Raw genomic sequence first — 21,478 nt, 5'->3', positions numbered from 1 at the left:
TCCGATCCGCGCACAGCGAAGCATGACTTCGTCATATGCGGTTTTTGACCAGACGGGCAAAATCGCCCCGGATATGGTCGCGTGGAAGCACATGGCCTGCTTATGGCATTTCCGCCCGCATTTCGCAAGAAAGCCACGGGGCCGGCGGAACACTTGGCGGGTGAGGCGGGTTTTTTCCTGTTTTTCGAAGGCACGGACGAAACGGATATGACCTATTGCGTGGGACTGCTGCTCGACGAGGGCCTGGTCATGGCCGCCGACACCCGCACCAACGCGGGCGTGGACAATGTCGGGAAATTCAAGAAGCTCTATACGTGGGAAAAGCCCGGCCACGCGGTGTTCGTGCTGCTGACGGCGGGAAACCTCGCCATCACCCAGGCGGTGGTGAGCCTTCTGAACGAGGGCGCCGAGAGGAAGGGCGCGGGAGCCGAGCAGAACCTGTTCGCCGCCCGGACGATGTTCCAGGCGGCGCGCATCGTGGGCCGCGCGGTGCGTGAGGTGAAGGCGATCGACGCCGAATTCCTGCACGCCCAGGGCGACGCCTTCGCGGCGAGCTTCATCTTCGGCGGGCAGATCGGCAAGGAGAGGCCGCGGCTGTTCAACGTCTATGCGGCGGGGAACTTCATCGAGGCCACCGTCGACACGCCCTTCTTCCAGATCGGCGAGCACAAGTACGGAAAGCCCATCCTGGACCGGGTGGCGCGCAAGGACATGAAGCTCGGCGACGCGGCGAAGATGGTGCTGCTCTCCTTCGATTCCACGCTGCGCTCCAACCTGAGCGTGGGGCTGCCCATCGACATGCTGACCTACGAGGCGGGCTCGCTCCGCATCGAGCACACACGGCGCTTCGGGCTGGACGACCCGTATTTCCAGAGACTGTCGCTGGCCTGGTCCAAGGCGCTGCGGACCGCCTTCACGGAGATCGAGGCGCTGGACCTGTAGGGCAGTTTTTTCCTATTGACTTTTATTCCTATTACGGGTATAGACCCCCGTGATGCTGCTGATTGAAAACATAGTTTCTTTCCGGAAATGCCGCCGCCATCAGGCGCTGGGTGTAATCATCCTGGGGATCGTCCATCACCTCCTCTGGGGAGCCCTGCTCCACCACGCGGCCGTCCTTCATCACCATGATGTGGTCCGCCATGGCGCGGACCACGGCGAGATCGTGGCTGATGAAGAGATAGGCGAGATCATGCGCCCGCTGCAGGCCGCGCAGCAGCTCCACGATCTGCTTCTGGACCTGCCGGTCGAGGGCGGAGGTGGGCTCGTCCAGCACGACGAGGCTGGGCTTCAGGATGATGGCGCGGGCGATGGCGATGCGCTGGCGCTGCCCGCCGGAGAACTCGTGCGGGTAGCGGTTGCGGAGCGCGGGGTCGAGCTGCACCTCCTCGAGCGCCAGGGCGGCGCGCCTGTCGCGCTCGGCGCGGCCCATGGCGGGCTCGTGGACGAGAAGCCCCTCGGTGACGATCTGGCCCGCCGTCATGCGCGGGCTCAGGGAGCCGAAGGGATCCTGCAGGACGATCTGCATCTGGCGGCGCAAGGGCCGCATCGCCTCCCGCGGGAGGTTCTGGATGGAGCGGCCCTCGAAACTGATGGCGCCCTCGCTGGGAATGAGGCGGAGCAGCGCGCGGGCGAAGGTGGACTTGCCGGACCCCGACTCGCCCACGATGCCGATCGTCTGCCCCCGCCGCAGCGTGAGCGACACGCTGTCCACCGCGCGGAGGAGGAGCGGCGGGCCGGAGAGGAAGCCGCCGCCGATGCCGAAATCGACCTTGACGGCGGTGGCATCGAGAAGCCGCGGCGCGCCGGGAGGGACGGGCTCCTTGCGGCCCCCGGGTTCCGCCGCGATGAGCGCTTGAGTGTAGGGATGGCTGGGGGCGGCGAAGATGCCCGCGGTGGACCCCTCCTCCACCACCTCGCCGCGGCGCATGACATAGACCCGGCCGGCGATGCGCCTCACGATGTTGAGGTCATGGGTGATGAAGACCATGGCCATGCCGAGGCGCAGCTGCAGGCCCGCCATGAGATCAAGGATCTCGGCCTGGATCGTGACGTCGAGCGCGGTCGTCGGCTCGTCGGCGATCAGCACGTCCGGCTCGTTGGCGAGCGCCATGGCGATCATCACGCGCTGGCGCTGGCCGCCCGAGAGCTCGTGCGGGTAGGAGGACATGCGGCGCTCGGCCTCGGGGATCAGCACCAGTTCCAGCATGTCGACGGCGCGCCGGTGCGCCTCGGCCGACGTAACGCCGGCGTGGCGGATGATCGGCTCCGTCAGCTGGTCGCCGATGGTGTAGAGCGGGTCGAGCGAGGTCATGGGTTCCTGGAAGACCATGCCCACCTTGCGGCCGCGAATGGTGTTGAGCTTCGCCTTGCGCATGGCGAGAAGATCCTCGCCGCGATAGAGCGCCTGGCCCGAGGCCTTGCCATTGGCGGCAAGGAGGCCCATGGCCGCCATCATCAGCTGGCTCTTGCCTGAACCGGATTCGCCGACGATCGCCACCGTCTCGCCCGCTTCGACGTGCAGGCTCACGCCCTTCACGGCCTCGACCGTGCCGTCGAGCGTTCCGAAATTCACCCGCACGTCGCGCAGTTCGAGGATGGGCGCGGGCATCTCAGCGGTCCTTCGGGTCCAGCGCGTCCCGCAGGCCGTCGCCCAGGAAGTTCAGCGCGAAGAGCGTGGTGGTGAGGAAGAGCGAGGGGAAGATCAGGAGCCAGCTGGCGCCCGGGATGTTCTTGGCGCCCTGCGAGATGAGAACGCCCCAGCTCGACATCGGCTCCTGCACGCCAAGCCCGAGGAAGGAGAGGAAGCTCTCGAGGATGATCACCTGGGGCACGAGCAGCGTCATGTAGATGACGACCGGGCCCAGGAGGTTCGGCACGATGTGGCGGATGAGGATGCCGGAGGGCGGAACGCCGAGCGCCTCCGCCGCCTGGACATATTCCTGGCGCTTGAGCGACAGCGCCTGGCCCCTCACGATGCGCGCCATGTCCAGCCACAGCACGGCCCCCACGGCGAGGAACATGAGCACGAAGTTCCGCCCGAAGAAGACGACGAGCATGATGACGAAGAAGATGAAGGGCAGCGAATAGAGCACGTCCACGACGCGCATCATCACCTCGTCCGTGCGGCCGCCGGCGAAGCCGGAGACCGCGCCATAGACCACCCCGATCACCACCGCGACCAGGCCGGCGAGGAGGCCGATCGCCAGCGAGACGCGGCCCGCCACCAGCGTGCGGGTGAGGAGGTCGCGGCCGTTGGCATCGGTGCCGAAGAAGAAGTGCTTCCGGTCGATCTCGGCGCTGAGCGTGAGGCGCAGGCCATCGGCGGATTTCCCCTCCACCATCGCAGCTTCGAAGACATCCGAGCGGTCGATGTAGCGCGTCACCCGCTCGTCGATGGGCTGCGACCCCGTGAGGGTGATGAAGATGCGCCCGTCCCTCTCCTCCCAGCCGGCGAGATCGAGTCGGGCGCGCTTCACCGCGTCCTGCACCGCGGCCTCGACGGCATCCGCCCTGGGGTAGGCCGAGAGGCTCGGCGGCACGCGGGTGTAGTCCTGGTAGATGGTGGTGAAGGCATGCGGCGTGAACCAGGGCCCGGCAATGCAGAGGAGAGCCATGAGCGCCAGATAGACGAGGCTCACCATGGCGGCGCGGTTGGCCTTGAGGCGGACCCAGGCATCGGCCCAGAGGGAGCGGCCCGGCGCGGCTGCGGCAAGGCTCGCGTCAGTCATAGCGCACCCGCGGATCGACCACGGCGTAGAGGATGTCCACCGCCAGGTTGAAGAGGATGGTGAAGATGGCGATCACCACCACGGTGCCCATGACGAGCGTGTAATCCCGGTTCAGGGCCGCCTCGACGAAGTAGCGCCCTACGCCCGGGATGGCGAAGATCGTCTCGACGATGATCGAGCCGGTGAGCAGTGCCGCGGCGGCGGGGCCGGCATAGGAGACGACGGGAAGCAGCGCGCCGCGGAGCGCATGGCGGATGACGACGGAATAGTCCGACAGCCCAAGGGCGCGGGCGGTGCGGATGTGGTGCGAGCGCAGCGACTCGATCATGGCGCCGCGCATGAGCCGGGCCACGATCGCCAGCTGCGGCAGCATCAGCGTGAGAACGGGCCCCACCTTGTTGACGAGGGCGCCATCGCCCCAGCCGCCGACCGGAAACCACTTGAGCGTGAGCGCGAAGAAGAGCTGGAACAGGGGCGCGATGACGAAGGTGGGAATGGTGGAGCCGGCGGTGGCGGCGGCGATCACCGCGTAATCCGCCGAGCGGTTCTGGTAGAGCGCGGCGAGGATGCCGAGGGCGCCGCCGATCACCAGCGCGAGAACGAGTGCGGTGGCGCCGAGCTGGATCGAGATCGGCAGACCGGCGGCGAAGAGCTCCGCCACGGTGAAATCCGGCAAGGTGTAGCTCGGGCCGAAATCGCCCTGGAGGAGATTGCCGAGATAATGGAGATATTGCCGCCACAGCGGCTGGTCGAGATCGAAGGCGCGCTCGAGATTGGCCTTGATGGCGGGGTTCAAGCCCTTCTCCTGGTTGAAGGGACCACCCGGGGCGAGGCGCATCAGGAAGAAGGACAGCGTGACGATGACGAAGAGCGTCGGGATCGCCGTCAGGAACCGCCTCAGCACGTAGCGCAGCATCAGGGGGTGATCTCCTGGGGGAGGCCGGGCCGCCCCTGCCCCCGAGGGGGCAAGAGGCGGCGCATCGTCCGTGGACGGATCACTCCTTGGACAGGAAGCGCGTGGGGTGGACGTCCATCACGTTGTCCTCCCAGCCCTTGATGCGGTCCGAAACGACGGTGTGATAGCTGTAGAAGAGGAGCGGCATGACGCAGAGATCGCGCGCCACGCCGAGGGCCTCGGCCTCCGAGAGCTTCTTCATGCGCTCCTCCGGCGAGGCGGCGGAGGCCGCGGCGGCGAGGAGATCGTCATAGTCCTTGCCGGAATAGCTGGCGTAGTTGTTGCCCGCACCCGTCTTGCAGAGGGAGAGGAAGTTCTCCGGGTCCTTGTAGTCGGCGATCCACCCGGCGCGGGCCACGTCGAAATCGCCCTTCTGCTCGAGATGGCCGTAGTGCGTCTTGGTGTCGGTGTTGAGGAGCGTCACCTCGATGCCCAAGGGCTTCAGCTGTTCCTGGATCGCCACGGCGGTGTTCTGGTGGTTCTCGGACGTGTTGAAGCGGATCTCCATCTTCAGGGGCTTGTCCGGGCCGTAGCCCAGTTCCTGGAGGATCTTCTTCGCCTCGTCCTCGCGGTCGAGCTGGGACTTGCCGGAATAATCCGTGGCGCGCGCCTCGTAGCCGGGGATGCCGGGAGGCACGAAGGAATAGGCCGGGAGCATGGTGTTCTGCCACACCTTCTCGGCCAGATAGTCGCGGTCGATCGCCATCGAGACGGCATGGCGGAGCTTCACGTCGTTCCACGGCGCCTTGTCGGTCTTGAAGGCGTAGTAGTAGGTGCCGAGATAGGGGCCGATCCTGAGCTGGTCGCCGAACTTGGCCTTGAGGTCGGCGAGCTGCTCGGTGGGGATGTCGTCGTTCGAATCGAGTTCGCCCGCCTCGAAGCGCTTCATGGCGGTCGAACGGTCCTCGGTGGGGATGTAGTTGACCACGTCGATCTTCACGTTGGCGGCGTCATGGAACTTGTCGTTCTTCACCGCCTCGATGTGATCGTTGGGAACGAACTCCTTCAGCACATAGGCGCCATTGGAGACGAGGTTGCCGGGCTTGACGAAATCGGCCCCGAACTTCGCGATGTTCGCCTCGCTCACCGCATAGGTGGCCTGGTGGGTGAGCATCTCCAGGAAATAGGGGGTGGGCGCGTTGAGGGTGACCTCGAAGGTCATGTCGTCCACCGCCCTGACGCCCAGCTCCTCCGGCTTCTTCTCGCCCTTGGTCACGGCCTCGGCATTGACCACGGGTGCCAGCATGTAGGCGTATTCGGCCGCGGTCGCCGGATCGACGAGGCGGCGCCAGGAAAAGACGAAATCCTTCGCGGTGACGGGCGAGCCATCCGACCACAGCGCGCCCTGGCGGAGCTTGAAGCTGTAGACCTTGCCGTCCGGCGAGACGGTGTGGCTCTCGGCGGCACCGGGCTCGAGCTCGGCCTTGGCATTGTGGATCATCAGGCCCATGAACAGGTCGCGCAGGATGTTGGCCTCGTAGACGGTCGAGGTCTTGTGCGGGTCGAGGGACTCGGGATCGGCCGAGTTGCCGCGGTTGAAGACGGTCTCGGCGAAGGCGCCGCCCGCCGCCAGCGCCAAAAGGGCGCAGGCCGTGGCCCAGGATTTCAGGCCGTTCTTGAGCATCATGATGTTCTCCCTATTCACGTGTCTTGCCATTGGTGCGCGCCGCCACACCTGTGGTTGAGGCTAGCACCGCTTCCGTCTCCTGTCTCGGGCTTCGGCGCGAGCGGAAGAGCGCCTCATCGCCCGGCGACAGCCGGTCGAGCCAGCGGGCGAGCGCCGGAACGATGAGGACGCAGAGCAGCGCCGCCATCACCAGGAGCAGCGCGAGCACGGCGCCGAACTCCGCCACGGCGGGGCGCGAGGAGACGGCGAGCGGGGCCACCGCGCCGGCGAGCACGACGGGCGCGAGGAGCGCCGCGCGCACCGGCAGCCGGGACTGCGGCTTGCGGAATTCCTCGGGCCCGGCGAGGCGGGCGGCCACCATCATCGAGGAGGCGATCAGCACGGCGACCGCGGCGCTGGCGCCTGCCAGCATGGCGGCGTTGAGCCAGATGCCGAGGCTCACCGTGACGGCCGCGGTGAAGGTGACGAGGGCCGCCGCGGGGGCGAGCGACAGGACCCAGGCCTTGATGCTGCGCAGCGCCGCGAGCAGGAGCACGGCGGCGGCGACGAGCGCCGCGGCGAGCGCCAGGATCGTCTCGTGGTGGATCATCTCGTTGCGCACCAACGCCACGACGGGCTCGCCGGCGCTTTCGGGCACGGCGCGGCGGAGTGCTGCGGCGAAGGAGAGCTGGCCCACGCCGTTCCGCGGCATGACCTCGATCCGCCACTCTCCGGCGGGCGAGACGAACCGCGCGAGGAGCCGCGGGTCGAGATCGGCCACTTGCGGCTCACGCAGCGTGGCGAGGCGCCGCGCGCTGGCGGAGGCCTCGCCGAGGCTCGCGAAGAGGGCACGCTCCAGCTCCGCCACGCGTTCCGCCGCCGGCGGGGCGGCCGAGGCATAGAGCTGGACGGCGCGGCGCAGGCGCAGGGCGGCATCGCGCAGCGCCTCCGAGGTGGCAGGGCCGCTGGCGATGGTGGCGAGCTGCTCCTCGAGATCGGCGAAGGCCTGGCGAAGCGCGTCCTCCTCGGGGGGATCGCGGTAGACGGGGTCGAAGGGCGTCAGGTCGCGGAGCCGCCGCAGCTCGGCCACCTTGGGGGCGGCATCGGGCGGCAGGAACTGGGAAGCGGTGCGGATCGCCCCCACCTCGGGAAGCTTCGCCAGACCCGCCACCAGATCCGGCACGCGCCCGGGCGGGGCGAGGATGTGGACGGCGCCCCGCGAATCCGGCGTTTCGAGGAGCGGCGGCGGGGCGGAGGGCAGCTGCCGCTCGCCAAAGCGCATGGCGGGCAGGAAGATGGCGCAGAACAATGCCGCCGCCAGCACCAGCATGGCGAGCACGTCCATGGCGTTGCGGGCGTGGCGCGAGAGAGGCCCGTCCAGCGTCTCGTCCAGCCAGTGGCGCGGCTCCTCCTCGCGCATGGGAGAGAACAGCGCGAAGGCGGCGGGCAGCAGCGTCATGGCGAGGAGCCAGGCGACGGCGCAGCCGACGAGCGCGATCATCGCGAACTGGCTCAGCGAGGGGAGCTGGCGCACTGCCCAGGCTACCCAGACTCCGGCGAAGAGAAGGATTGCGGTGGACACGAGCCCGCCCTGGCGCTGCGCCGAGAGCATGACCGACTGGACGGCGGAGAGACCCCTCGCCCGGCACTGGCCGTAGGCGATCGCCAGCATGGCGCCGGCGACGATGACGGGGGCGAGCACGGCGAGCGCGAAGGACCAGGTGGCGCCGTCGAGCGGGCGGCCCATGGCGGCAGCGACGGCGGCGGTGGCGGCGAGCGTCACCGCGCAGGCGAGCATCACCGCCAGGGTCTGGCGGAAGGAGCCCAGCAGTGCGGCGAGCAGCAGCAGCGACAGGAAGACCGAAAGGGCCGCGGGCACCACGAAATCGCGCATCGGGCTCGGCGTGGCGGTGAGCGCCCGGCGCGGCCACAGCCAGCTCACGCCCTGCATGCCGTCAGAGGCCTGGCGCGCCAGCGCCGCCGCCTGCCGTTCGGCACCGGGCTGCGGCACGGCGAGCACGTACCAGCGCTGGCTCGCCACGTCGCCGTCGAGCCCGGCCAAGACCGTCCAGCGCACCGGCCGCGCCATGCCCTTCACCTGCGCTTCCGTGGTGGCGGCGGCGGCGGCGAGCACCGCCTCGAGGCCGGGCGGCGAACGCCCCTGCTCCACCGCGCGGCCGATCTCCTTCACCAGGGCGGCGAAGCCCAGGATGTCCGGGGCGGCCGCCATGGCATGGTAGAGGGGTTCCATCGCGAGCAGCTGATCGACCCTGGCGCGCACGTCGGCTGCATCGTGGAACAGGAGCGCATGGTCGCGGTAGAAGGCGCCGGTGCCGGGCACGAAGGCGGAGAGGAACAGGTCCGGGCGGTTGGCGAGCGATGAGGCGAGCGCCAGAGCCTGCTCGCGCGCCGTCTCGGGATCACGGCTTTCGACGAGGGCGAGGAAGGTCTGCTCGATGCCGGGGAACTGCCGGTCGAGCGCGGCCTGGAGGCGCGCGGTGTTCTCGTCGAGCGTCACGCGCGGGCGGGCATCGGGATCGGCGCGCAGAACGCTCGCCGCGGCTCCGCCCATCACCAGCGCCAGCACGGCGTAGAGCAGCACGAGGATCATGCGGTTCTCGGCGGAGAAGCGGGCCATTCGCGCGAACGCGTTGGGGCGCAGCCTCGGCCGCGGCACGGCGCTCGGCTGCGGCCTACCGCTCCAATGGGGCTGCTCCCATTCCATGCCCGGCCCTGAAGATCCCCACTCTGCTCTGTTGCAGATTCGTCCTGCCCCCCGCATCATAGGCGAGATTTGTCTGAAAGGAAGAAGAGTGCATCATGGCGTCGCGGGCGGAAGGCAACAGGGAATGGGCGGTGGAAACCGCGGCGGTGCATGCGGGCGAGGCGATCGACCCCGCGACGCGCGCTTCCTCGCCCAATCTCGTGATGTCGGTGACCTTCGCGCCCGAAACGCTCACCGGCTTCTCCGCGCGCGACGAGCAGGGCTATGACGGTTTCGTCTATGCCCGGGCCGGAAGCCCCACGGTGCAGCAACTCGCCGACAAGCTCGCGGCACTTGAAGGGGCGGAGGCGGCACTCTGCTGTGCCTCGGGCGTTGCCGCGGCGCACGCGCTGATCTGCGGCAGGCTCGGCCGCGGCGACCACCTGATCCTTCCCGATGCCAATTACGTCGGCATCGCGGAACTGGCGCGCGACACGCTGCCCCGCTTCGGGATCGAGGTTTCCTACGTCGACCTGGCGAGGCCGGAGGAGGTGGCGGCGGCGATCCGCCCCGAAACGAAGATGCTGTGGCTCGAGACGCCCGCCAACCCGACGATGAAGCTCGCCGACATCGCCGCCCTCGCGAGGCTCGCGCACGAGAGGGGCGTGCGCGACGTGGCGGTCGATTCGACCTATGCGACGCCGATCGCCACGCGGCCCATCGAACTCGGCGCCGACTTCGTCGTCCATTCGCTGACCAAGTACATCGGCGGGCATGGCGATGCGATGGGAGGAGCGGTGATCGGCCGCAAGGCGGAGATCGAGGCGCTCAACCTCGAGGCCAACGTGCATTTCGGCGGCGTGCTCTCGCCCTTCAACGCCTGGATGATCCTCAGGGGCGCGGCGACGCTGCCCATCCGCATGAGGGCGCACGAGGAGGCGGCACTCAAGGTGGCGCGCTTCCTCGAGGACCATCCGCAGGTGGCCCGCGTGTTCTATCCGGGCCTCCCCTCCCACCCGCAGCACGCGCTGGCGAAGCGGCAGATGCGGAACTTCTCCGGCATGATGACCTTCCAGACGAAACGGCCCGGCGCCGAGATCGCGGCGCGCATGGTGAAGGAACTCGAGGTGATCCACTACGCCGTGTCGCTCGGGCATCACCGCAGCCTCGTCTACTGGATCGGCACGGAAGACATCGAGGCCTCCACCTTCCGGCACGATGCCGAGCAGCGCCGCCGCTACCGCGAATATGCGGGCGACGGCGTGTTCCGGCTATCGGTGGGGATCGAGAATGCCGACGACCTCACGGCCGACCTCGCGAGAGTGCTCTAGGAGCCGGCGGCCCGCCTCTGGTCCTCCGCCATGCGGCGGCGGTAGGAGCGCATGCTGACGGGGATCATCGCGAGATAGAGAATGCTCACGATGGTGAGGAATTCCCAGGGGTAGGCGATGAGCATGATGACGGCGAGGACCGCGAGGCCGAGCACCGGGAGCACCTTGTCGCCCGGGATGCGGCCCATGTTCTTGCCGGAGAAGGTGGGGATGCGGCTCACCATGAGGAGCGCGATCAGCACCACATAGGGGCCGACGAGCAGCGCCCAGCCGTGGCCGTCGTCAATCACGCCGAGGAAGCCCAGATAGAGGGGGAGCAGCGCCAGCCCGGCGCCGGCGGGCGCCGGCGCCCCGGTGAAGAACTGGCTCGCCCAGGCGGGCTTGTTCGGATCATCCAGGGCGACGTTGAAGCGCGCCAGCCGCAAGGCGCAGCAGATCGCCAGCACGAGGGCGATCACCCAACCCGCGGTGCGCAGCGTGTTGAGCGACCAGACATAGAGGAGAATGGCCGGCGCCACGCCGAAATTGACGAAGTCGGCGAGCGAGTCGAGTTCGGCCCCGAACCGCGAGGTGCCCTTGAGAAGCCTGGCGAGGCGGCCATCCACCGCGTCGAGCACGACGGCCAGCATGACGCAGGCCACCGCCAGCTCGTAGCGCGCCTCGACCGCCAGCCTGATCGCCGTGACGCCGCTGCACAGCGCCAGCAGCGTGATCATGTTGGGCAGAAGGTAGCGCACCGGAACCATGCGGAAGCGGCGCTGCCGGTTCTGGCCGTCAGCCACCGCGCCGTCGAGGTTCTCGGGGGCCTCTTCCATCAGCTCGTGCGCCCCTGGCGCTCGGGTTCGGCGGCATCGAGATCGGCGAGCACGGTCTCGCCCGCGACGGCCCGCTGGCCGACGCAGGCCAAGGCCTTCACGCCGGCCGGCAGATAGACGTCGACGCGGCTGCCGAAGCGGATCAGGCCGAAGCGCTGGCCGGCGGAGAGATGCTCACCCTCGTTGACGAATTTCACGATGCGGCGGGCGACGAGGCCGGCGATCTGCACGACGCCGATGCGGCGGCCGTCGGCACGCTCCAGCGTGAGGGCCTGGCGCTCGTTGTCGAGGGAGGCCTTGTCGAGGTCGGCGTTGACGAAGAGGCCCGGCACATAGGTGATGCGGCGGATCGCTGCGTCGATCGGCGAACGGTTCACATGGACGTCGAAGACGTTCATGAAGACGGAGATGCGGGTGACCGGCCCGCGCGGCAGGTCGAGCTCGACGGGCGGGATCACCTCCTCGATGGCGCTCACGCGGCCATCGGCGGGCGAGATCACCAGCCCGTCGCGGAGCGGCGTCACGCGTTCGGGGTCGCGGAAGAAATAGGCGCACCAGAGGGTGAGCACCAGCCCGGCCCAGGCGAGCGGACCCGCCCCCAGCCAGAACAGCACCAGCGTGACCGCCGCGAAGATCGCGATGAAGCGATAGCCTTCACGATTGATGGGGACGAGGACTTCGGACACCGAGTTGATAATCGACATGAGGGTCCATGTAGCGAGTCAGGGGGAGTTTGAAAAGCGTTTCGGCTCGCGCGGGGCGGGCATTCGCCGCCTAGACGGTGTAGCTGGTCGCCCGCTTGGCGAGTTCGCGCTCGATCTCTTCGGGAATGCCCAGCGCATCTTCGTCCTCGGCTTCCTTGAGCTTCTCCCGGGCCTCCTCCGCCTCGCGCTGGCGGTTCCACATGGCGGCGTAGATTCCGCCTTCGGCCAGGAGCTCGGCATGGGTGCCCCGCTCGGCCACCTGGCCGCGGTCGAGCACGACGATCTCGTCGGCATCGACGACGGTCGACAGCCGATGCGCGATGACAAGCGTGGTGCGGTTCTCCGACACCTTGCGCAGCGCCGCCTGGATCTGGTGCTCGGTGAAGCTGTCGAGTGCCGAGGTGGCCTCGTCGAGGATGAGGATGGGCGGACCCTTCAGGATGGTGCGGGCGATCGACACGCGCTGCTTCTCGCCGCCCGACAGCTTGAGGCCGCGCTCGCCCACCAGCGCGTCGTAGCCCTTGGGCAGGCTCATCACGAAATCGTGAATCTGGGCCATGCGGGCGGCCTCCTCCACCTCCTCGTCGGTGGCGTCCGGCCGGCCATAGCGGATGTTGTAGCGGACGGTATCGTTGAACAGCACCGTGTCCTGCGGGACCATGCCGATCGCCGCGCGGAGCGATTTCTGGGTGACGTCGGCAATGTCCTGGCCATCGATCAGGATGCGGCCCGAGCCGACGTCGTAGAAGCGGTAGAGAAGGCGCGAGATCGTCGACTTGCCGGCGCCCGAGGGGCCGACGATCGCCACCGTCCTGCCGGGCGGCACGCGGAGCGACAGGTTGCGCAGGATGGGCCGCTCCGGATCATAGGCGAAGGTCACGTTCTCGAAGACGACCTCGGCGTCGCGCACGTCGAGCGGCCTCGCGTGGGGCTTGTCCTCGATCTCGGCATTGACCTTGAGCAGCGTGAACATCTGCTCCACGTCGATCAGGCCCTGCTTGATCTCGCGGTAGGAGGAGCCGATGAAGTTCAGCGGCATGTAGAGCTGGATCATCAGCGCGTTGATCATCACGAAGTCGCCGACGGTGGCGGTGCCGGCCCGCACCGCGAGCGCCGACATGACCATGACGACCGTGAGGCCGATCGAATAGACGACGGCCTGGCCGGAGTTCAGCACGGCGAGCGACACCCAGGTCTTCACGGCCGCCTTCTCGTAGCTCTCCATGGAGCGGGCATAGCGCCGCGTCTCGTGCTCCTCGTTGCCGAAATACTTCACCGTCTCGAAATTGAGGAGGCTGTCCACCGCCTTGGTGTTGGCCTCCGTATCGGCGGCGTTCATGTCGCGGCGGATGCTGATGCGCCACTCGGTGGCGGCGTAGGTGAACCACACATAGGCGATGACGGTGGCGACGATGACCGCCGCATAGAGCCAGCCATAGGACCAGGCGAGGATGGCGGCGACGAAGACGATCTCGAGGATCGTCGGGAAGGTGTTGAAGAGCGAGAAGCGCAGCACGGTGTCGATGCCCATGGTGCCGCGCGAGACGATGCGCGAGAGACCTCCGGTGCGGCGCTCGAGATGGAAGCGGAGCGAGAGCGCGTGCAGGTGGCGGAAGGTGCGGACGGCGAGCTCGCGAACGGCGCGCTGGCTTACCCGCGCGAAGACCGCATCGCGGAGCTGCGCCAGGACCACCATCATGATGCGGCCCACGCCATAGGCGAGGACGAGGAAGACGACGGCGGTGGCCGCCGTGGTGGCGGCGTCGGCGTTCCCGGTCAGGGCATCGGTGGCGTGCTTGAAGGCATAGGGCGTGGCGACGGTGACGACCTTCGACAGCACCAGCGCCAGCATGGCCAGCGCGACGCGCGCCTTGAGGCCGGGATGGCCGGCGGGCCAGAGATAGGGGAGCATGTCGCGGAGGATGGCCCATTGATTGCCATCCACCGCGAGCGGCTTTTCGAGATTCGTGGTCGTCCTGCGGCTCATGAAGGCTGCATATAGGTAGCCGGAGCCGTTACAGGAAGCGGAAAGCTACTGCACCCCGGCCGCATTCTCCTCCGGCGTCAGGGGATCGCGGCGCTTCGGGTCGATGGCTTCGGTCTTGGGCGCCACCTCCGGCGTCTTGAAGACCTGGCCCGGATAGATCAGGTTCGGGTTGCGGATCTGATCCTTGTTGGCCTCGTAGAGCAGCGTGTACTTCGTGCCGGAGCCGTAAAGGACGCGCGAAATCCGCCAGAGGTTGTTGCCCGGCTGGATGACGACGCGGCCTTCCTTCGGAGTGGCCGGAGCCTCGGCCTGGGCGGGTTCGCCGATGGCGGCGGCCTCGGTCTGCGCCTCGGGCTGTGCCGTGGTGACGGGCTGGCTGCTTGCCTCGACGGAGGGCGCGGCGGCTGCCGGGGCCTCGGGCTGGGCCGGGGGGGAGGCTTCCGCAGCAGGCTCGCCTTCGGTGGCGACGGTGCCGCCCGCCGTTTCAGCCGCCGGTGCCGGGGCCGGCGCCTGCGTCGCCTCGGCCACCCGGGCGTGGTCCTCGCGGACGAAGGGCACCTCGACGCGGTTCACGACATTGCCCTTGGCATCGAGACCATCCACGCGGAGCGTGTGAACGCCTGGCTTGATCTCTGCGGTGCCGGAGAAGCTCCAGCGGCCGTCCTCTCCCACGGGGGCATCGCCGATGAAGGAATTGTCGACGTAGACACGCGCGGTGTTGCCCTTCTCGCCCTGGCCCGAGAACACGATGTTGCCGGAGGAGTCATAATCCACCGCATCGATGCTCACGAGCTTGGCGGGGGTGGGGGAAGATTCGGCCGCGGCCGGTTCGGCGGCGGGAGAAGGTTGCGCGGCGGCGGTTTCCGGCGCGACCTCGGCCGCCGGGGCGGCGGCCTGTTCCTGGGCCGGCTCCTGGGCCGGCTGCCCAGCGGGCTCCTCTGCCGGCTTCTGCAGGACGCGGGTCGGCTCGTCGGGGCTCACCACCGCGACGAGCGGCTCCTGGCCGCCCGCGGGAACGATGACGGCGACGCTCTGCTCCGAGGCGGTCGGGGCCTGTTCGTCCTGGGCCCTCGACTCGAGGGTGAGCGCGCCGCTCCCCTGCGGCAGCGGCTTTTCCGGGACCACGACGAAGGCGCCATCGTTGTTGGCCTTGGCCCGGCCGATCTCCGCGCCATCGAGCTTGACCACGACCTCGGAGCCCGCTTTCGCGGTTCCGGCGATCACGGCCTCGCCCGTCTTCTCGACACGGACCGTGTCAAAGGCGGGAACTTCGGCGCCGGCAGCGCCGTTCGGTGCTGGCTGCGCTCCGGCCGGCGCTTCCGCAACGGGCTCTTCCGAAGGCGTACCGGGCGGGGGTTCGGTCGTGGCCTGCTGGCTCCCGCCGGCGGGCTGCTCCGGGGCGGGGCCCGTCTCCGCCGGCGCTTCGGCGGCGGGAGCGGCGGCCTGCTGCTGGCCGGCCGGCTGCTGGGCCGGCTGGGCGGCTTCGGGTGTTGCGACGGCCTCGGTCTTCTCGGCCATCCACTGGTCGCGCGTCAGTCCGGCGACGGCTGCAACCGCCACGATGGCGAGGCCGGTGAGCACCAAAATCGGGTTCTTGTTCTTCATGTCCTTGCCGTTTCCAACCTTCGACGCCTGTGGCGAATGGCCCCTTCGAATTCGGGGAGAAAGCGCCTTAATAGGCCGCTGTTTCCATTTAGGCAAAGATTTGCGAAGGGTTTCTTGACCCGCAACCGGGGTGAATCGTCGCGATTCGCCCGTTTCTGGAGGAGTCCGTCCATGAGTCCACCCCGCAAGCTCTGCGTCTATTGTGGTTCCGGCCACGGGCGGAACCCCGCCTACAAGGCCGCCGCGCAGAGGCTCGGCCGGGCGATGGCGGAGGCCGAAATCGGTCTCGTCTACGGCGGCGGCAGCCTCGGGCTGATGGGCGAAGTGGCCCGGGCCGTGCTCGACAATGGCGGCCATGTGACGGGAATCATTCCAGAATTCCTTGCCAACCGGGAGCGGATGCTGACCGACGTGAACGAGCTCATCGTCACCGCCGACATGCATGAGCGCAAGATGACGATGTTCGCCCGCGCCACCGGCTTCGTGGCGCTCCCGGGCGGGCTCGGCACGCTCGAGGAGCTGGCCGAGATCTCGACCTGGGCGCAGCTCGGCCAGCACCAGAAGCCGATCATCCTCTGCAACATCGAGGGCTATTGGGACCCGCTGGTGACGCTGTTCGAGCACATGCGGGCCGAGCGCTTCATCCGCGAGGGGCTGGAATTCGGCATGGATGTGGTGAAGCGGGCGGAGGACGTGATCCCCGCCTTCGAATACCGGGTGAAGACCACGCGCGAGCTGGTGCCGGAGCAGCCGCTGCTCACCAAAATGTAGTCTAGACGGGCTCGGCGGCCTCGGCCGTATCCTGCCGCCTCGTCCGCTCGTCCCGCAGCGCCGCCAGCGAGAAGATGGCGAGCGCCAGCCAGATCAGCGCGAAGGAGGCGAGCTTGAGGAGGCTCATCGGCTCGCCGAAGACGAAGACCGCGGTGAGGAAGACGAGCGAGGGCGAGATGTATTGCAGGAGACCCGCCGTCGAGTAGCGGATGCGGCGGATCGAGGCGGCGAAGAGCATGAGCGAGGCCGCCGTGAGCACGCCGCAGCCGAGCAGCATCAGGGTGTCGAAGGTGGTGGCGCCGAAATGCGCCTCGCCCTTCGAGAACAGCCACCACTGCGCGGCGAGCAGCGGCAGCGCCGCGATCGCGACCTCGATCAGGAAGCCCTGGGTGGGGCCGACGGGGATCGTTTTCCGCAGGAAGCCGTAGAGGCAGAAGGTGGCGGCGAGCATCAGGCCGAGCCAGGGAAAGTGGCCGAGCGCGACGGTCTGGATGATGACGGCCACCGCCGCCAACGCCAGCGCAACCTTCTGCGCGCCGGTGAAGCGCTCGCCCAGGAAGAGATAGCCCATCACCACGTTGAGCAGCGGATTGATGAAATAGCCGAGGCTCGATTCCAGCGTGCGGCCAACCTCGATCGACCAGACATAGAAGCCCCAGTTGAACACCACGAGGCCGGAGGTGAGCGCCAGAAGCGCGAGGTTCCGGGGGCTCGACACGGCGCGGCGCACGTCATCCCACTGGCCGAGGTACCAGACGACGGCAATCGCGATGGGAAGCGCCCAGAAGCCGCGGTTCACCGCGATCTCGATAGGCGAGATGTGGCGGATGAGGCCGAAATAGACAGCCATGCCGCCCCAGACGAGATGGGCCATCACGGCCAGCACCACGCCCTTCTCGGCACTCGTCAGTGTACGGGGCACCCGGCTTTCCTCGGCGATCGACATCGGTGCCCTTTAGACCTTGAGTGGTGCGCGGCACAAATCCGCGCCGGGCATGGTCTCATGACGCGCGCGCATGACCCGGCGCCCTCACTCGGCCGGAATCCCTTCGCGGACGAGCTTGTAGGTGATCGAGTCCGACAGCGCCTGGAAGGAGGCATCGACGATGTTGGGCGAGACGCCCACCGTGAACCAGCGGTTTCCCTTGCCGTCCCGGCTCTCGATCAGCACGCGGGTGGTGGCGCCCGTGCCGCCGTTGAGGATACGAACCTTGAAATCCACGAGTTCCATGTCGTCGATGTAGGTCTGGTACTTGCCCAGGTCCTTGCGGAGCGCCACGTCGAGGGCGTTCACCGGGCCGTTGCCCTCGCCGGCGTTGAGATAGATCTCGTCGTCGACCTTCACCTTGACCACCGCCTCCGAGATCATCTCGCGGTCGCGCTCCTCGACGATGACGCGGAAGGAGAGCACGTCGAAATACTTCGGCACGCTGCCTAGGGTGCGGCGCGCGAGAAGCTCGAAGGAGGCCTCCGCACCGTCATAGGCATAGCCCTGCGACTCGCGCTCCTTCACCATGCGGAGCAGATCGTCGAGGCGGGAATCCTCCTTCGCCACCGCGATGCCGATGCGCTGGAGCTCGGCGATGAGGTTCGACTTGCCCGCCTGGTCCGAGACCAGCACCTGGCGGCGGTTGCCCACCGCTTCCGGCGGCACGTGCTCGTAGGTCTCGGGCTCCTTCATCAGCGCCGAGGCGTGGATGCCGGCCTTGGTGGCGAAGGCGCTCTTGCCAACGTAAGGCGCCTGCTTGTTGGGCGAGCGGTTCAGGAGCTCGTCGAAGGCGCGGGAGACGTGCGTGAGCTGCGAAAGCCGCGCCGTGTCGACTCCCGTCTCGAAGCGCGCGGCATAGTGCTTCTTGAGGGCCAGGGTGGGGATGATGGAAACGAGATTGGCGTTGCCGCAGCGCTCGCCGATGCCGTTGAGCGTGCCCTGGATCTGGCGCACGCCCGCCTCGACGGCGGCGAGCGAATTCGCCACCGCGTGGTCCGTGTCGTTGTGGGCGTGAATGCCGAGATGGCTGCCCGGCACGCGCTTCGTCACGGCACGGACGATCTCCGAGACCTCGGAGGGGAGCGTTCCGCCATTGGTGTCGCACAGCACCACCCAGCGCGCGCCCGCGCCGTAGGCCTCTTCCGCACAGGCGAGCGCATAGGCGGGGTTGGCCTTGTAGCCATCGAAGAAGTGTTCGGCATCGATCAGCACTTCCTTTCCCGCCGCCTTCGCGGCCTCGACCGTCTTGCGGATGGAGTCGAGGTTCTCCTCGTTGGTGCAGCCGAGGGCCACGCGCACGTGATAGTCCCAGGATTTCGCCACGAAGCAGGCGGCCTGCGACTTCGCGTTCAGGAGTTGCTGGAGGCCCGCGTCGTTCGACACCGAGCGCCCTGCGCGCTTTGTCATGCCGAAGGCGGTGAAGGTGGCCTTCGTCCGGCGCTCGGCCGCGAAGAGTGCCGTGTCGGTGGGATTGCCGCCCGGATAGCCGCCCTCGATGTAATCCAGCCCCAGCTGGTCCAGCATGGAGATGACGACGAGCTTGTCCTCGAGCGAGAAGTCGATGCCCGGGGTCTGCTGCCCGTCGCGCAGGGTCGTGTCGTAGAGGTAGATGCGTTCGCGGGCCATCACAGCAATCCGTTCCAGCGCAGCACCAGGTACACCGCGAGCGCCAGCACGACGATCTTCAGCGCGATGTAACCCAGCCAATGCTTCGGAAAGGGCAGATTGTCGTGCCAGGACTTCTTGCCGTTCTCGGGAGTGCTCATCTCTTCATTTCCCAGCTCGTGGTGCCATCCTTGTTGTCCTTGATGGCAATGCCCATGGACGAAAGTTCGTCCCGGATACGGTCGCTCTCCGCCCAGTTCTTCGCCTTGCGCGCCTCGAGGCGCGCGGTGACCAACGCGTTCACCGCCGCCTCGTCCACGTTGGTCTCCGCGCCCGGCGTGACGAGGTTTCCGGTGAAGCCCAGGGCCTTCAGCGTCTCGCCCAGTTCGTTCTGATGGCCGGGCCTGTCCAGCGCGTGTAGTTCGGCGATAGCCTTGGGCGTGTTGAGATCGTCCTCGAGCGCCTCTCGCACGTGGGGGGCGATGCGGCCGGCCTCGGCATGAACGGCCCCGGCATTGTTGAAGAAGCCCTCGAGGAGGCGCCAGCTCTCCTCCAGACCCTTCACCGTCCAGTCGATCGGCTGGCGGTAATGCGTCCTCAGCATGTTGAAGCGCAGCACGTCGCCCGGCCAGTCCTTCAGCAGGTCGTGGATGGTGAGGAAGTTGCCGAGGCTCTTCGACATCTTCTGGCCCTCGACCTGCAGGAAGCCGTTGTGCATCCATATGTTCGCCATGACACGGTGGCCGAAGGCGCAGCGCGTCTGGGCGATTTCGTTCTCGTGATGGGGGAAGATGAGATCGATGCCGCCGCCGTGGATGTCGAAGACTTCGCCCAAGTGCTTCCAGCTCATCGCGGAGCACTCGATGTGCCAGCCGGGGCGGCCGCGGCCCCAGGGGCTTTTCCAGCCGGGCGTTCCCTCATCCGAGGGCTTCCACAGCACGAAGTCCATCTCGCCGCGCTTGTAGGGCGCGACGTCGACGCGCGCACCCGCCACCATCTCGTCCAGCGAGCGGCGGGAGAGCTGGCCGTAGTCCTTCATCGATGGCACGTCGAAGAGGACGTGCCCATCCGCCGCATAGGCGTGGCCGGAGGCGATGAGCTTCCCGATGAGCGCGATCATCTCCGCGATATGCTCGGTGGCGCGGGGCTCGACGGTGGGGGGCAGCACGCCCAGCGCCGCGATGTCCTCGTGGAACTGCTTCGCGGTCCGCTCCGTCAGTTCGCGGATCGAGACCCCCTCCTCGCGGGCCCGCGCGTTGATCTTGTCATCGACGTCGGTGATGTTGCGGACATAGGTGACGTGCCCGGCGCCATAGAGCTGGCGGAGCAGGCGGAACAGCACGTCGAAGACGATGACCGGCCTGGCATTGCCGATATGGGCATAGTCGTAAACGGTCGGCCCGCAGACGTACATGCGCACGTTCGAAGGGTCGAGGGGGGCGAAATCCTCCTTCGTGCGGGTCAGCGTGTTGTAGAGGCGCAAAGACATGTCGATCCTCAGGCTTGCCGGCCCGGGTACGCTTTGTCTTGGATTCAGGTCAAGCGGCGCCCAGCCAGCGTTTTTCGGCTAGCTGCAAATAATGAGGCCGCAAAGGGCGGCGGTGGCGGGGCGGCGGGTCATTTCGCGGCGCACCATGCGTCAGCCCGCTTCCAAAATCAAGGGCCTGGAGAAAAGCAGGGTTGCCATGCCGTTTCCCGGCTACCGGGCCTGCGGGGCCTGAGATATGAGGATTCTCCCGCCAGCCCCCTCCGCCGGACCCACGCCTTCCATGACCGCCGCCGAACACAGACAGCACAGGATCGGCCTTCTGCTGGTGGCGGCGGCGGCACTCGCCTGGTCCACCTCCGGCCTGTTCGTGCGCAACATCTCGGCCGACCTGATGACCATGCTGTTCTGGCGGGGCGTCTTCTCCGGCGCTGCGGTGTTCGCGATCTTCTTCGCCATGGAACGGCAGCGCAGCCTGGACATCCTTCGCTCGCTGCGCTGGCCGACGCTGGCGGTGGCCTTCTTTTCCGCCTCCGGCATGATCTCTGGCATCGGGGCGCTGCGTTTCACCACGGCGGCGGACGCCATGGTGATCTATGCCACCGTGCCCTTCGTGACGGCGGCGGTGGCGTATCTGGCGATCGGCGAGCGGCCGTCGCGTTCGACGCTGACCGGCAGCACCTTCGCGCTCCTGGGCGTGGGCGTGATGCTGTGGGGCTCGGAAATGGGCGGCAGCCTGTTCGGCCAGTTCCTGGCGGTGCTGATGACGCTTTCCATGGCGGGCTTCACCACCATCATGCGCCGCCACCGCGAGGTGCCGATGCTGCCGGCGATGGCGCTCTCGGGTTGGCTCTGCTCGCTGTTCTGCCTGTGGTTCGCCGAGCCCCTGGCGATCTCGCAAACCGATTTCCTGCTCTGCGTGGCCTTCGGCATCATCCAGAACGCCACGGGGCTGGCACTCTACACCTTCGGCTCGAAGCGCGTGCCGGCGGCGGAAGCGACACTGCTCGCCGCGCTGGAAGTGCCGTTCACGCCGTTCTGGGTGTTCCTTTTCCTGGGCGAGACGCCGTCGCTGCAGACGCTGGCGGGCGGCGGCATCGTGATGGCGGCCCTGTTCCTGCACATCCTCTCGGAATTCCGCCGGCGGCCGCTCGCCTCCGAACCCATGATGGTGGTCTGAGGCGGGGAGG

Annotated in this window: 17 protein-coding genes; 4 read left to right on the top strand and 13 right to left on the bottom strand. The window is 67.8% G+C overall.

The genetic code is table 11. The annotated features are described in order from the left end of the window. The first annotated feature begins 207 nt into the window (after nt 1-207). Entirely contained in the window at nt 208-942 is a 735-nt protein-coding gene (locus tag ACK4HL_RS11010; protein ID WP_409760114.1) for a peptidase, read from the top strand. Between the two features lie 31 nt (nt 943-973). Here the strand turns inward: ACK4HL_RS11010 and ACK4HL_RS11005 are convergent, their stop codons facing one another. The 5 genes from ACK4HL_RS11005 to ACK4HL_RS10985 form a co-directional block, all read right to left on the bottom strand. After that, nucleotides 974-2,611: an ABC transporter ATP-binding protein gene (locus ACK4HL_RS11005; RefSeq protein WP_409760080.1), complete on the bottom strand. Its 1,638-nt coding sequence runs from the start codon at nt 2,609-2,611 to the stop codon at nt 974-976. A gap of 1 nt (nt 2,612) precedes the next feature. Continuing rightward, a complete protein-coding gene (locus ACK4HL_RS11000; protein WP_409760077.1) occupies nt 2,613-3,731 on the bottom strand; it encodes an ABC transporter permease in 1,119 nt (372 codons plus the stop codon). Next, complete coding sequence (locus ACK4HL_RS10995; protein ID WP_409760074.1) at nt 3,724-4,647, bottom strand: ABC transporter permease subunit; 924 nt, start codon at nt 4,645-4,647, stop codon at nt 3,724-3,726. The genes ACK4HL_RS11000 and ACK4HL_RS10995 overlap by 8 nt, the downstream gene beginning before the upstream one ends. 79 nt (nt 4,648-4,726) lie before the next feature. Continuing rightward, entirely contained in the window at nt 4,727-6,310 is a 1,584-nt protein-coding gene (locus tag ACK4HL_RS10990) for a peptide ABC transporter substrate-binding protein (protein WP_409760111.1), read from the bottom strand. 13 nt (nt 6,311-6,323) lie between these two features. Beyond that, entirely contained in the window at nt 6,324-8,930 is a 2,607-nt protein-coding gene (locus ACK4HL_RS10985; protein ID WP_409760071.1) for a hypothetical protein, read from the bottom strand. 182 nt (nt 8,931-9,112) lie between these two features. Between ACK4HL_RS10985 and ACK4HL_RS10980 the strand changes: the two genes are divergently transcribed. After that, nucleotides 9,113-10,327 (top strand): trans-sulfuration enzyme family protein, encoded by a 1,215-nt coding sequence (locus ACK4HL_RS10980; RefSeq protein ID WP_409760068.1) that lies wholly within the window; start codon nt 9,113-9,115, stop codon nt 10,325-10,327. Here the strand turns inward: ACK4HL_RS10980 and pssA are convergent. The 4 genes from pssA to ACK4HL_RS10960 form a co-directional block, all read right to left on the bottom strand. Beyond that, the gene (gene pssA, locus ACK4HL_RS10975) at nt 10,324-11,142 is read right to left on the bottom strand and encodes a CDP-diacylglycerol--serine O-phosphatidyltransferase (protein WP_409760065.1); all 819 of its coding nucleotides are present in this window, start codon (nt 11,140-11,142) and stop codon (nt 10,324-10,326) included. The genes ACK4HL_RS10980 and pssA overlap by 4 nt on opposite strands. Continuing rightward, nucleotides 11,142-11,846, bottom strand: coding sequence for a phosphatidylserine decarboxylase (locus ACK4HL_RS10970; RefSeq protein ID WP_409760062.1), 705 nt, complete (start codon nt 11,844-11,846; stop codon nt 11,142-11,144). The genes pssA and ACK4HL_RS10970 overlap by 1 nt, the downstream gene beginning before the upstream one ends. A 70-nt stretch (nt 11,847-11,916) precedes the next feature. Then, nucleotides 11,917-13,833: an ABCB family ABC transporter ATP-binding protein/permease gene (locus ACK4HL_RS10965; protein WP_409760059.1), complete on the bottom strand. Its 1,917-nt coding sequence runs from the start codon at nt 13,831-13,833 to the stop codon at nt 11,917-11,919. Between the two features lie 45 nt (nt 13,834-13,878). Next, nucleotides 13,879-15,438, bottom strand: coding sequence for a LysM peptidoglycan-binding domain-containing protein (locus ACK4HL_RS10960; protein WP_409760056.1), 1,560 nt, complete (start codon nt 15,436-15,438; stop codon nt 13,879-13,881). A gap of 171 nt (nt 15,439-15,609) precedes the next feature. Between ACK4HL_RS10960 and ACK4HL_RS10955 the strand changes: the two genes are divergently transcribed. Continuing rightward, complete coding sequence (locus ACK4HL_RS10955) at nt 15,610-16,209, top strand: TIGR00730 family Rossman fold protein (RefSeq protein WP_409760053.1); 600 nt, start codon at nt 15,610-15,612, stop codon at nt 16,207-16,209. Nucleotide 16,210: 1 nt separating this feature from the next. Here ACK4HL_RS10955 and rarD read toward each other — a convergent pair whose 3' ends face one another. From rarD to cysS, 4 genes are all read right to left on the bottom strand, one after another. Beyond that, on the bottom strand, nt 16,211-17,155 hold the full coding sequence (gene rarD, locus ACK4HL_RS10950; RefSeq protein ID WP_409760050.1) for an EamA family transporter RarD: 945 nt from the start codon (nt 17,153-17,155) through the stop codon (nt 16,211-16,213). Between the two features lie 84 nt (nt 17,156-17,239). Beyond that, nucleotides 17,240-18,823, bottom strand: a complete 1,584-nt coding sequence (gene cimA / locus ACK4HL_RS10945; protein WP_409760047.1) for a citramalate synthase — start codon at nt 18,821-18,823, stop codon at nt 17,240-17,242. Beyond that, on the bottom strand, nt 18,823-18,963 hold the full coding sequence (locus ACK4HL_RS10940; protein ID WP_409760044.1) for a hypothetical protein: 141 nt from the start codon (nt 18,961-18,963) through the stop codon (nt 18,823-18,825). The genes cimA and ACK4HL_RS10940 overlap by 1 nt, the downstream gene beginning before the upstream one ends. After that, nucleotides 18,960-20,291, bottom strand: a complete 1,332-nt coding sequence (gene cysS, locus ACK4HL_RS10935; protein ID WP_409760041.1) for a cysteine--tRNA ligase — start codon at nt 20,289-20,291, stop codon at nt 18,960-18,962. The genes ACK4HL_RS10940 and cysS overlap by 4 nt, the downstream gene beginning before the upstream one ends. A gap of 280 nt (nt 20,292-20,571) precedes the next feature. Here cysS and ACK4HL_RS10930 point away from each other — a divergent pair, with 280 nt between their 5' ends. After that, nucleotides 20,572-21,468: a DMT family transporter gene (locus ACK4HL_RS10930; RefSeq protein ID WP_409760038.1), complete on the top strand. Its 897-nt coding sequence runs from the start codon at nt 20,572-20,574 to the stop codon at nt 21,466-21,468. The last annotated feature ends 10 nt before the right edge of the window (nt 21,469-21,478 follow it).

It is taken from the genome of Aestuariivirga sp. (assembly GCF_046294715.1).
Lineage (GTDB): Bacteria > Pseudomonadota > Alphaproteobacteria > Rhizobiales > Aestuariivirgaceae > Aestuariivirga.
This window is presented reverse-complemented; position numbering and strand designations above follow the sequence as displayed.

Excerpts from the sequence above, each read along its gene's own strand:
- ACK4HL_RS10970 (WP_409760062.1), bottom strand. The coding sequence starts at position 11,846 with ATGTCGATTATCAACTCGGTGTCCGAAGTCCTCGTCCCCATCAATCGT.
- ACK4HL_RS11010 (WP_409760114.1), top strand. The coding sequence starts at position 208 with ATGACCTATTGCGTGGGACTGCTGCTCGACGAGGGCCTGGTCATGGCC.
- cysS (WP_409760041.1), bottom strand. The coding sequence starts at position 20,291 with ATGTCTTTGCGCCTCTACAACACGCTGACCCGCACGAAGGAGGATTTC.
- ACK4HL_RS10980 (WP_409760068.1), top strand. The coding sequence starts at position 9,113 with ATGGCGTCGCGGGCGGAAGGCAACAGGGAATGGGCGGTGGAAACCGCG.
- ACK4HL_RS10990 (WP_409760111.1), bottom strand. The coding sequence starts at position 6,310 with ATGCTCAAGAACGGCCTGAAATCCTGGGCCACGGCCTGCGCCCTTTTG.
- rarD (WP_409760050.1), bottom strand. The coding sequence starts at position 17,155 with ATGTCGATCGCCGAGGAAAGCCGGGTGCCCCGTACACTGACGAGTGCC.
- pssA (WP_409760065.1), bottom strand. The coding sequence starts at position 11,142 with ATGGAAGAGGCCCCCGAGAACCTCGACGGCGCGGTGGCTGACGGCCAG.
- ACK4HL_RS10930 (WP_409760038.1), top strand. The coding sequence starts at position 20,572 with ATGACCGCCGCCGAACACAGACAGCACAGGATCGGCCTTCTGCTGGTG.
- ACK4HL_RS10955 (WP_409760053.1), top strand. The coding sequence starts at position 15,610 with ATGAGTCCACCCCGCAAGCTCTGCGTCTATTGTGGTTCCGGCCACGGG.
- ACK4HL_RS11005 (WP_409760080.1), bottom strand. The coding sequence starts at position 2,611 with ATGCCCGCGCCCATCCTCGAACTGCGCGACGTGCGGGTGAATTTCGGA.
- ACK4HL_RS10995 (WP_409760074.1), bottom strand. The coding sequence starts at position 4,647 with ATGCTGCGCTACGTGCTGAGGCGGTTCCTGACGGCGATCCCGACGCTC.
- ACK4HL_RS10965 (WP_409760059.1), bottom strand. The coding sequence starts at position 13,833 with ATGAGCCGCAGGACGACCACGAATCTCGAAAAGCCGCTCGCGGTGGAT.
- ACK4HL_RS10940 (WP_409760044.1), bottom strand. The coding sequence starts at position 18,963 with ATGAGCACTCCCGAGAACGGCAAGAAGTCCTGGCACGACAATCTGCCC.
- cimA (WP_409760047.1), bottom strand. The coding sequence starts at position 18,823 with ATGGCCCGCGAACGCATCTACCTCTACGACACGACCCTGCGCGACGGG.
- ACK4HL_RS10960 (WP_409760056.1), bottom strand. The coding sequence starts at position 15,438 with ATGAAGAACAAGAACCCGATTTTGGTGCTCACCGGCCTCGCCATCGTG.
- ACK4HL_RS11000 (WP_409760077.1), bottom strand. The coding sequence starts at position 3,731 with ATGACTGACGCGAGCCTTGCCGCAGCCGCGCCGGGCCGCTCCCTCTGG.
- ACK4HL_RS10985 (WP_409760071.1), bottom strand. The coding sequence starts at position 8,930 with ATGGCCCGCTTCTCCGCCGAGAACCGCATGATCCTCGTGCTGCTCTAC.